This window comes from Undibacterium sp. 5I2 (genome assembly GCF_035019605.1).
Classification (GTDB): Bacteria; Pseudomonadota; Gammaproteobacteria; order Burkholderiales; family Burkholderiaceae_D; genus Undibacterium.
Genome location: NZ_JASJVS010000037.1, coordinates 33,007 through 44,106 on the forward strand (window position 1 = coordinate 33,007; position 11,100 = coordinate 44,106).

General features: G+C 53.8%; 8 protein-coding genes. 2 read left to right on the forward strand and 6 right to left on the reverse strand.

Features of this window, described 5'->3' with window-relative positions; all coding sequences use genetic code 11:
• Positions 1-4: 4 nt before the first annotated feature.
• The 4 genes from QN359_RS13245 to QN359_RS13260 all read right to left on the reverse strand — a co-directional run bounded on the left by QN359_RS13245 (position 5) and on the right by QN359_RS13260 (position 4,027).
• Positions 5-775: a 3',5'-cyclic-nucleotide phosphodiesterase gene (locus tag QN359_RS13245; RefSeq protein ID WP_322247374.1), complete on the reverse strand. Its 771-nt coding sequence runs from the start codon at positions 773-775 to the stop codon at positions 5-7.
• A gap of 31 nt (positions 776-806) precedes the next feature.
• A complete protein-coding gene (locus QN359_RS13250) occupies positions 807-2,330 on the reverse strand; it encodes a mechanosensitive ion channel family protein (protein ID WP_322247375.1) in 1,524 nt (507 codons plus the stop codon).
• 21 nt (positions 2,331-2,351) lie between these two features.
• Positions 2,352-2,831, reverse strand: coding sequence for an acyl-CoA thioesterase (locus QN359_RS13255; protein WP_322247376.1), 480 nt, complete (start codon positions 2,829-2,831; stop codon positions 2,352-2,354).
• Positions 2,832-2,971: 140 nt separating this feature from the next.
• Entirely contained in the window at positions 2,972-4,027 is a 1,056-nt protein-coding gene (locus tag QN359_RS13260; protein WP_322247377.1) for a patatin-like phospholipase family protein, read from the reverse strand.
• A gap of 224 nt (positions 4,028-4,251) precedes the next feature.
• Here QN359_RS13260 and QN359_RS13265 point away from each other — a divergent pair, with 224 nt between their 5' ends.
• Positions 4,252-4,887, forward strand: coding sequence for a YbhB/YbcL family Raf kinase inhibitor-like protein (locus QN359_RS13265; RefSeq protein ID WP_322247378.1), 636 nt, complete (start codon positions 4,252-4,254; stop codon positions 4,885-4,887).
• 101 nt (positions 4,888-4,988) lie between these two features.
• Positions 4,989-6,197, forward strand: coding sequence for a multidrug effflux MFS transporter (locus QN359_RS13270; protein WP_322247379.1), 1,209 nt, complete (start codon positions 4,989-4,991; stop codon positions 6,195-6,197).
• A gap of 21 nt (positions 6,198-6,218) precedes the next feature.
• Here the strand turns inward: QN359_RS13270 and QN359_RS13275 are convergent, their stop codons facing one another.
• Complete coding sequence (locus QN359_RS13275; RefSeq protein ID WP_322247380.1) at positions 6,219-8,252, reverse strand: alpha/beta hydrolase family protein; 2,034 nt, start codon at positions 8,250-8,252, stop codon at positions 6,219-6,221.
• A 54-nt stretch (positions 8,253-8,306) separates the two neighbouring features.
• Entirely contained in the window at positions 8,307-10,913 is a 2,607-nt protein-coding gene (locus QN359_RS13280) for a TonB-dependent receptor plug domain-containing protein (protein ID WP_322247381.1), read from the reverse strand.
• Positions 10,914-11,100 lie beyond the last annotated feature (187 nt).

Consider the following 11,100-nt stretch of genomic DNA (forward strand, 5'->3'; position numbering starts at 1 on the left):
GCGATCACAGTTCAAATACTTGATCGTGCAATAGCATACGCGGCCGATGGCGGCCGCTGAAAGCGGCGATTTCGGCGGCGATATGCTCGAATTGCCCGGGTTTGGCATGGGTGACGAATATCTCGACGGCCGCATTCAGTTGCAATAATTCCTGTTCCAGCAAGCTCGGGCACAAATGCTTGGACAACAGCGCCAATTCGCGCTCGGCGTTTGGAAACGCCGCTTCGATAATTACCTGGCGTAAATTCGGCACCGCGTTGAGCGCTTCCCACAGAGCGCTGCAACAAGTGGTGTCGCCGCTGAAGGCCAGACTGGCGCGGCCACTGTCGAGCAAATAGCCAACTGCCGGCACGGTATGCTTGGCTGGCAGGGCGGTGACGCGACGACCACCGCTCAATTCCACCGCCACACCCTCAGTGATCGTGTGAAAGCGCAGAAATGGCTGGCTAGGCGAAGGAATCGTGCTGAAATCGGGCCAGATATGCCAATTGAAAATATGCGTTTGTAACACTGCCAGCGTGGCCGCCGTCGCATGCACGGTCAGAGCGCTGCTGCGTTTATCGCCGACACTGTCTAAAATAAATGGTAGGCAGGCAATATGATCGAGATGCGCGTGCGTGATAAACACATGATCGATTGCCGTCAGCGCCGCCAGCGACAAATCGGCACTGCCGGTGCCGGCATCGATCAAGACATCGTCGTCAAGCAGTAGTGAAGTGGTGCGCAGGGCCGGGCCGCCGATGCCGCCGCTGCATCCTAGTATTTGTACTCGCATCGTGCTGCTCCCCTTGGAAATGTTGTGCCCGTCACGCGCTTAATTTGAAAAATTGCTTGATACTGCTGAGTAATTTTCCATGTTGAACCTGCTCGGGTTTGATATTGACTTCATGAATTTTCAGTAATTCCTGATTGCGTTCGCTCAGCAATGCCGCCATTTCCATGGCCAAATCGGGGCGGCTTTGCATGAGTGCATCAAATACCGGTTTATCTATCCGGTAGCATTCCACATGTGTTTTCGCCGTCACCGTGGCGCGGCGCGGTTCGCCCGTCATCAAACCCATCTCACCGAACACCGTGCCGGCACTGAGCGTGGCCAAGTGGCGTCGCTCGGTGGCGCTGACTTCATAATTGACATCGGCCTGACCGCGCACGAGCAAATACATCCAGTGGCCGACATCGCCTTGTTTCGTCATCACATCATTGCGCGCAAAAATATTTTCCTTTACCGCCGTCGCCACTTGCAATAATTCTTCGCGACTCAGGGTGGAAAACAAATGCACTTGTGCCAGCGTGCGGATACGCGCTTCTATTTTGTCCTGCAATTGGGCGGCGCGGCGTTCGCTGGTATCATTGGCCAGGTTGATATCCATGCATGGCCGACCCATTTCAAAACCCTGACCTTGGCGTTGCAAACAGGCATAAATATGCTGCCGTATTATGGAGTCGGTGCTTTCATCGGCCTGCGGTAAGCTCAACCAATAACGCACCATATACTGGGTGGAACCCTCAGCAAAATCGAGCACCAAACATTGCGGCAGTGGCGATGTGGCGACATGCTCAATATGCGCCGCGCGCAGCGCGCTTTCGATCGCTGCCACCACGAGTTGCGGTGCCACGGCAGCGCTGCTGCTGAAACGCACCACGCGCCGCCAGTTCGGACTATCCGGACTGCTGAAGACTTCAAACTTGGAACGCATCAGTATGCTGTTGGGAATGATCACACGCGAACCATTATTCATCCGCACCGCCGTATGGCGCCAATGCACCTCGACCACGCAACCGCGCACATCATCAATCCGGACCCAGTCACCGATGCGTATCGAATTATCGAGTTGCAGGGCTAAGCCACCGAGAATATTCCCCAAGGTATCTTGCATGGAAAATGCCAAAATACCGGTGATCACGGCCGAGGTCGTCACCACCCCGCTCAAATTCAAGCCGGCGTAACGCAAGCGCAGCAAGCCCCAGACGATGCAGCCCAAGACCAAGACAATATCTTGCAGAATACGCGGCGCTTTGATACGCATGGCCGGCAACAGCAAGCGAAACAGCAGCACACTGCTGAGACGAAGAAACACCAAGCCCCAGCCGATGGTGCTGCATTCCTGCACCAACAAGGCCGCGTCCGACCAACCGAGCAGCGGCATATAACTGGCACTCAGACTAAGCAATACCAGCAGGGCCGATAACAGTAAATTACTTTTCAGTAATTTTTTTCCATCTGTCAAAGTTTTCAATAACAGCAATTGCAATAGCAAGGCCATCACGATCGCCGCACTCAGATCGAGATGATCAGCCAACCAGCCACTCTGAAAAAACGCATACACCATGCCACTCTCCAGAAAGACTGATTACGATTTCTTTTTACCGTGCAATTGCTGACGCGATAATTTGCGCTGTCCCGCTTGCTCATGACGGCGCTTCTGCTGTGGCGTGATCACTTCCAGCGGCGGCACCGCGGTCGGCTTGCGGTTGGCATCGACCGCCACCATCGTGAAGTAACAACTGTTGGCATGCCGAACCTGACGTGCCTGTATATTCTCGGTCACCACCTTGATACCGACTTCCATGGAACTGCTGCCGGTGTAATTGATCGAAGCCAGAAACGTCACCAGCTCACCGACATGGATAGGCTGCAAAAACATCACCTGATCGACCGACAAGGTCACCACATAGCTGCCCGAATAGCGGCTGGCACAGGCATACGCGACACTATCGAGATATTTCAGGATAGTACCGCCGTGAACATTGCCGGAAAAATTCGCCATATCAGGCGTCATCAATACCGTCATGCTCAATTCATGTGGTAACCAACTCGGGGAATTCTGCATCTTTACTCCAGGGGTAGGGGGCAAGGTCTGCCAGGGTAGGTGGCGCGGGCCTTGCTATAATTATTGTTCAGAAGCATACACGTTGGGCATGATGGGCAAGCAAAAAACCAACATACTTGCAGCATTGCCACAACACTGCTTTACATAAACTCTTTTTCCAAATCGACGCTGGAGCGCTGATTCAGATCATTGAAATGCTGTTTCAACCAAGCGCTCGCGCAAGCACGGCCGCGATCCCGCAGCATACATAAGAAATCCCAATCGCTGTCCATTTTGCTGGCGGCCGATAAATCCGACATCGCTTGATCGGCGCGTACCGAATGGATCAAGACATATTTCATTTGTTTCAGGTACTCATCTTTAATCCAGCCATCGTCCATCATTTTCTGGACAAAATACACGGCGCGTAATTCCTTCATCAAGGCCGCATTGAAAGTGATTTCATTGAGACGGTTAGCGATATCGCCGGCCGTCGTCGGCACGCCCGGCCGCTCGATAGGGTTAATATGCACAATCACCACATCGCGTGAATCGGTGTGGTAAAACAGCGGATAGAGCACCGGGTTACCCATGTAACCGCCATCCCAATAATGTTCGTCACCGATCTGCACGGCCTGAAATAATTGCGGCAGACAGGCCGAGGCCAGCACCACATCGGCGCTGATTTCATCCGTATGGAATACCTTGGCCTTACCGGTACGTACATTGGTTGCGCAAATGAAGAGCTTGGTCTGTGCCAAACGGTCCAAGGCTTCGAAATCGACCTGGGCTTCCAATACGGCGCGCAAGGGATTGGCATTGTGCGGATTGAGTTGATATGGCGAAAACGTATCGGTCAGCATCTTCATGCCACTGTGGACCATGGTTTGCAGCATATTGCCGCCAAACAGGGCATCGAACGGTGTCGGTTTGATCGCATACTTCTGACCGGCATCCGAAATGGCTTTCCAGAAATCATGTAATGCAGCCCGTGCGCCATCATTGCCCTTGATCTTACCAAAAGCGTAGACCACGGCATTCATCGAACCGGCGCTGGTACCGGAAATTCCCTCAATCTCTATACGTCCATCTTCAAGAAACTTGTCCATCACCCCCCAGCCGAAAGCGCCATGCGCGCCACCGCCTTGCAAGGCCAGATTAATACTCTTGCGCTCGGCGGTCATCGGTGTTGCTTGGCTTGTTTTTGCTGCTTTCATGCGGTGTTCTTTCACATCAGTTGAACTGGCGTAGGAATCAATGTGGCGGCGCTGCCAAGGCAGAGACAGTCCGGTCAATTATTGCTTAAATGCATACTCGCCGAGTATACCGGAAGCCGTCTTCCTGGTGGCGACTGATCGTCAACCTTATCTGCACAGCAGGGCTATAATCAAGTTTCTCGCCGCGCCACTGCGGCACAACAATTTTATCGGGAGCCAGCAGCATGAAACTATCGAGCGAAGCATTTGAAAACGACGGCCTACTGCCGCCAGCCTACGCCTTCGGCAAGATCGATCCGCAGCAGCACGTGGCGTGGTCGTCGAATCGCAACCCGCCGCTGGCGTGGAGCGATGTGCCGCCGGGTACACGTTCTTTCGTACTGCTGTGTCATGATCCCGATGTCCCTTCGCGTGGCGACGATGTCAACCGTGCCGATCGACAAGTTCCGGCCGATTTGGCACGCGTCGATTTTTTCCATTGGACCCTGATCGACCTGCCTGCCACGCTGCGCCACATCGCCGCCGGTGCCTACAGCGATGGCGTGACGCCACGCGGAAAACCCGGCCCGGAGCTGGCCGACAGCAGCGCGCGGCAAGGCCTCAACGATTACACCGGCTGGTTTGCCGGCGATGCCGACATGGCGGGCGAGTATTTCGGTTACGACGGTCCGTGCCCGCCATGGAATGACAGCATCGAGCACCACTATATCTTCACCCTCTATGCCCTCGATATCGCGCAATTGCCGCTCAGTGATCGCATCGATGGTGCGACGGTGCGCGCCGCCTTGGCCCCGCACATTCTGGCGCAAGCCCAAGTCTGTGGCCGTTACAGTCTCAATCCGGCCTTGTCCGCAGCATAAACGGGCCGGCCCTTGCGCCGGCCGCATTTTCGTATTCGTCCTATAGCTTGCCAAGGCGCTTGCTGATACCGTTGTTGTGATCATCACCAAAGGACAGCGGTATGGATACGCCTGCTCGACGCCCCGTCCCCGTACTTTTTTTGCTCGGTGCCCTGTGCGCGCTCGGCCCGCTGGCACTCGATTTGTACTTACCGGCCGCCGCTGCCTTGGCGCTTGAGTTCGGTGCTGAGCGGCCGGTCGTCGCGTGGTCGGTGGTCAGTTATTTGCTCGGCATGGTTTTCGGTCAATTGTTGTATGGTCCGTTCAGCGACCGCTACGGCCGCAAACCGCCGCTGCAAGTCGGCTTGCTGATCTATACCGTGGCGGCGCTCGGCTGCATGCTGGTCGACCGTGCCGACGGCTTCATTGCCTTACGTGGCTTGCAAGGACTCGGTGCCTGCGCCGGCATGGTGATTGCGCGTGCGGTGGTGCGCGATCTCAGCAGCGGTGCCGCGGCGGCACGGCTGTTTTCACAACTGATGTTGGTCGTCAGCGCGGCACCCTTATTGGCCCCATCGCTTGGTGCTTTCTTGCTGCAGTATGGCGGCTGGCGCGCTTTGTTCGGTGTCATGGCCGGTTTCGGATGGCTTTGTCTGTTGGCGGTACGCTGTGCGATGACAGAAAGCTTGCCGCCCGAACGACGGCTGCCAGCGAGCTGGCGTTTAGCGTTTCGCAATTACGGCCTGCTCATGCGCGATGAGCAATTTCTTGGCTATACCATTTGTAATGGCTTGGTGCAGGCCGGCATGTATGCTTACATCGCCGTGTCGGCACCGCTGTTCATCGAGGAGTATGGCCTGAGCCCGGCGCAGTACGGCGTCTTGTTTGCCGTCAATTCACTCGGCATGATCGTGGCGGCGCAAGTCAATGTGCAATTGATCAAGCACTATGCATTGAGCAACATCGTCTCGAACACGCTGGTGTTTTTGCTCGCCTTGGTCTTGCTCGGCATGCTGACGCTGAGCGATGGGACCCGCTTGCCACTGCCCGTGCTGCTCGGTGGTTTGTTCTGTTTTCTCAGTTGCATAGGCTTGATCGCTCCCAATGCCGCCGCGCTGGCGCTGGCCGCACATGGCGCACGTGCCGGTACCGCCTCGGCCTTGATGGGCACATTATTATTCGCCATCGGTGCCGGCTGCGGCATCGTGGTCAGCCTGTCCGACGCCGGCGCGGACGCTGCTTTGCGGGAGGCGATCGTTATTGTCACGATTGCTGCTGCCGCGCTCGATTGTTGGATGCGCTGGCCGGGCGTCACGCCTCCTCATGCTTGAGACGCGCCGGCCAGCGACAGCTTATTTCTTCTTCAAACAGTCGGCAAAGAATTTTTCACCGCGACGATATAAATCAAACACGCTGACATCACGATTGAAACCATGGCCTTCCTCGGCATACACTTTATAGTCGAGTGACTTACCGGCTTGGCTCATCGCATCACGCATTTTTTCTCCATGAATCAAGGGTACGCGGCGATCATCCGAACCCATGCTCAACATAATCGGTCCACGGATGCGCTGGGCATTTCTGGCAGGCGAACGCAATTCGAACAGCGCGGCATCGGCCTTGGCATCGCCCACCCATAAGCCGAATTCATTGGCAAAATAACCGCCGGTCGCCACATCACCGGCTTCGGCCGTGTCAGACCAAGTGACACTTTGCAATAAGCCCAAATCGGAGACTGCCACACTGGCATCGGCGCATTGCCAGAGCTCAGGATTTTTTACCATCCCTTGTAATGATGCATAGCCGCCATAACTGCCGCCCAACAGTCCCATCCTCTGCTTATCGACTATCCCTTCTTGGACCAGGAACAAGGCCCCGTCGGAGAGATCGTCTTGCATGGTGCCACCCCATTGCTTCCAGCCAGCCAAGTAATTTTTTCGCCCAGAACCGACCGAGCCGCGTGGTTCTAATTCCAACACCGCATAGCCGCGCGAGGCGAAAAATTGCGCTTCCGGCCAGCGTCCCCATGATTCGCTATGGTAGCCGCGTACCATCGGGCCGCCATGGACGTTGACAATCAGCGGCAGATTTTTGGCTTCAGTATGGCGCGGCGTAGTCAGGTAACCGTAAATCGGCAGGCCATCGCGCGCTTTGAAGGCGATCGGTTTGCGCTCAGCCATCAGGGCCGGCACCACCCAATCGCGTTCCTTGAGTAAAAACTCCAGCGATTTTTTTTCCGCATCATAGAAATAATAGCTGCCCGCATCCACATCCGAACTCGCGCGTACCAAAGCCTTACTACCGTTTTCACTGATGCGGATGGTGTTGTAACTCGCTGGTAACGTGGCATCGATGGCGGCAGACATGGCCTTATTCGGACTCTCACCGAACCACACCCGTGTCGGTGTCAAGCCTTGATACACCAGACCATAGACGCGCCGATTTTTCGGATCGGGATCGCGTATCAGGCGTGCATCGGCCGATTCGCCGTCGACATCAAACACCGCATCCTCGGCCACCACTGCACCAAATTGCTTGCTCGTGGTATCGTATTTATACACCGCCATTTTGTCTCGGCCATCACGATTGCTCGCGACGTAGAGGGTGCGGTCATCATTATCAAAGCCGAGAATATGGTAGCTGACGCCATCGTTGTAACTCGATGACTCAAACAATTTTTCCCATTTATCGGAATTGACTGGCAAATGCCAGTAAGTCGTCATTTGGGCTTGGCCTTGCGCTACTCGCAACTCTTCGCGGATGGCGATGCGCGGACGATCTTTGGTATCGAGTACCCAGCCGCTGGTACGCCCCGGTGAATCAAAACTGAGGAATTGATGGCGACGGGTTTTGAAATTGAATCGATACACATCTTCGAATTCGCGGCTACGGCCATTCATCGTCACCATGGCAATCGGTGAATCCCCGCCTTCATGACTGAGAATGCTGGTGATATGGATAGCATTTTTTTTATCGCCATTGGTGCTCTCGAGTTCCTGCACCTGCGCTTGCTCGACATCGTAATAATACGCACCCTTGTAATTGAAACGACCGGAGGCATCCTGGCCATCGGCCACCTTAAAGAGTAAAAATTTATTCCCTACCCATTCCAGCGAAGCCACATCGAAGCGCTCCGAACTGGTGATGATTTGCGCCTTGCGTGTGGCGATATCGATCAAAATCAAATTGCCGCGGGTTTTTAATGGCACCACGGCCGCCAGTGTCTTCCCATCTGGCGATAAGCTCAAACTACGATAATCGACGCGCTTGAAAAATACTTCCACCGGAATATCGGCGGCCGATTGATACGCAGTCGCGGCCATACTCGCCGCTGCCCATGCCGCCAATACCGCTGTCGCAAGGGCGCGACGTACTGTTCGATTCACATACATTGCCTGTCTCCTGAAAAAATCGGGAGCCTGCGCTCCCGACCAATTAGCTTACTTGAAGGTGTATTTGAGCGTCGCTCCGAAGCGGCGTCCGAACGGATTCGAGTAACCCGGGTTATACGGGAAGGAACCGTTATTGAGTGCGCTCCTGGCATCGAACGAAGGGCTGGCATTGAAAATATTTTGAACGCGTAAGCTCAGCTCGATGTTTTTAAAACCCTTATAACCGGTGAACCAATTGAATTGCGAAAAATGCTGGATCTGGCAATACGACTGCGAACCGCCGTAAATTTTATCGAGCTGGCAGGTATCTGTCGGTGAAGCGTTGTAGCTGTAACCCGAGGTATAGGTCATGGCCACTTCATTGGTCCACGGGCCTTTTTCCCAAGCCACGGCCACATTGCCACGGAAACTAGGCTGATCGTAAGTACCGTTGTAATTGACGGTAGGGCTGTCCGGGAACGGTGTGCTCATATACTCTTTAATGAAATTGAGTTGTGAACGGAAATTCAGCGTACCTTTGTCGCCCAAATGGGCTTTCCCTTTGAAATCAAGATCGATACCGCTGGTACGGGTTTTACCGATATTAATGTAAGGCAGAGAAATCGCTGAAATATCGCCGTTGGCATCGCGTTGCGTGATGAATTTGGCAAAATTCGGATCATTTTGATTGGTCAGCAAATAGTTAATATCCAAGGAACTGATTTCATTGGTGCGCTCGATCCGGTAGTAATCAAGCGTGATGCTGTAATCCTTGATCGGTTCCCATACCAAGCCAGTGGTGAAGCTGTTCGATTTTTCCGGCATCAGGTTTTGATTACCAGAAATATTGGCCAGCACCGATAAATTACACGCCGTTTCGGTACCGGTTACGCAGCGTGCCGGATCGGTAATCCCGTTGTAATACCCAACCGAAACAGCCGGCGACACTTCCCGAAAATTCGGTGCACGGAAACCGCGTGCCGAGGTGGCACGCCATACCAAGTTAGGCAAAATATTCCATTTGATGCCCAACTTCGGTGTCACCGAGGTACCGCCGACACTGTAATTATCGTAGCGACCAGCGGCTGAAATTTCTACCGTTTTCAACACCGGCAGATTGATTTCTGCATACGCCGAAGAGGTCGTGCGGCTTTCCGTCGGCAATGCTGGCAAACCACCGGATCCGAATACATTACCGCTGGCAAATTGTGGATCATCGATATCGCTGGTGCTTTCACGACGATACTCAACACCGGCAGCCAAGCCGGCCGAGCCGCCCGGCAAACTGAACAATTCCGAATTACTGACTTTAAAATCGATGAAATTCGATTTGTTTTGACCGCTGCGCTGCAAGTTCGGGGAAATCGCCGCCAACACCGAGGGCGCATTCGCACCACCCGGAACATAGCTGCCGTTGGCCAGCGCCGCCTCCATCTGATCCGTCAAAATCAAACCGGTCGAGTTGACTGTTGCCTTACTGCTCAGATAACCGATGGCGCTGTCGTATTCCCAATTTCCCAACACACCTTTGAAACCGCCGATCAAGCGCGTTTCGGTATCGGTCACAGCGATGCGACGTTGACCCAAATCACCAGCGCGGTACAAATAGCTATTCCCACCGGCTTGCAACTCACTATTGTCATTATTGTAATAAAACTGCGGATCAAAATGCAAATCGGTATTGATTTGCGTCACGCCTGCTTCAAAGAAAAAACTGTGATTGGCATTGATTTCATAGGTCCCGCGCGTAAACAAGGAATCGCGCGAAGACTTGGGAACGGCAGCCGTACTGTCAAAGCTATCGAGCACACAGCGCGTGGTGCCGCTACGCACCGCTAAATTGGCCGGATTACACGGGCCATTCGAGACAAAGCCGGCCGGGGTAGAGATATTGCCCGGATACGAATACGAACTGCGCCGATCGCCGCGGCTAAAGCCCATGCCGCGATAATCCTGAGTATGATAGGCATTGATATCGCGCATCAATAATTCAGATTGATCATTGTGTTCGTAACTGCCGAAGACATTGAATTTATCGGTGGTGATATCCCCCATGCCATAGCTGAGATTGACCGTGCCATTACTGCCTTTGCCATTCTGATTGGTCAACCCGCTGACACTGACTTCGGCACCGGTATAGTCTTTACGCAACCAGACATTGATTACCCCGGCAATCGCTTCGGAGCCATAAATTGCCGAAGCGCCATCGAGCAAGACTTCGATACGATCGACCGCACCGACCGGGATACTATCGAGATTGGCGAACTGCGATTGAAAACCAGTCAAACCGTACTGAGCAATACGACGACCGTTCACCAACACCAGCGTGGCACCACTGCCCAAACCACGTAAGGAGGCGGTTGACGCGCCGGGTGAAAAACCATTGTATTCCACGCCGCTCAAGGAACCGGTATTATTCGAGGAAATACTTTGTATGACACTCGACAAACTGCTGGCACCGGAACGTTCAATTTCCGCTCGACTGATAATCTGTATCGGCGAGGCCGTTTCGGTATCGACACGCTTGATGTTAGAACCGGTGATTTCCACCTTCTGGAGTTTATTGTTCTCGCTCTCTGTTTGTGCTTGCGCATACCCACTCAGCAACAGGGTGCCGGCGATGGCACTGAGGGCAATCCGAACACACAGGACATTCTTTTTTTCTGGAAATTGCATTGATGAAATTCCTTGAACATGACTAGACAATGAGCGAGGCGAAGTGAGAACGCCTGAGCTGGCTTTTGGGGGAGAGATTGTTTTTCCGCTTCCTGCCTGATACTCGAAATCTGTAATGGTCTAATGTTTACGGACACCTCAATAGGAGGAATAATTACCTAAACGAGGAAAATAAAGATGACTGGGA

Coding starts and splice junctions, on each gene's coding strand:
- QN359_RS13280 (WP_322247381.1), bottom strand. CDS start 10,913: ATGCAATTTCCAGAAAAAAAGAATGTCCTGTGTGTTCGGATTGCCCTC.
- QN359_RS13250 (WP_322247375.1), bottom strand. CDS start 2,330: ATGGTGTATGCGTTTTTTCAGAGTGGCTGGTTGGCTGATCATCTCGAT.
- QN359_RS13255 (WP_322247376.1), bottom strand. CDS start 2,831: ATGCAGAATTCCCCGAGTTGGTTACCACATGAATTGAGCATGACGGTA.
- QN359_RS13245 (WP_322247374.1), bottom strand. CDS start 775: ATGCGAGTACAAATACTAGGATGCAGCGGCGGCATCGGCGGCCCGGCC.
- QN359_RS13265 (WP_322247378.1), top strand. CDS start 4,252: ATGAAACTATCGAGCGAAGCATTTGAAAACGACGGCCTACTGCCGCCA.
- QN359_RS13260 (WP_322247377.1), bottom strand. CDS start 4,027: ATGAAAGCAGCAAAAACAAGCCAAGCAACACCGATGACCGCCGAGCGC.
- QN359_RS13270 (WP_322247379.1), top strand. CDS start 4,989: ATGGATACGCCTGCTCGACGCCCCGTCCCCGTACTTTTTTTGCTCGGT.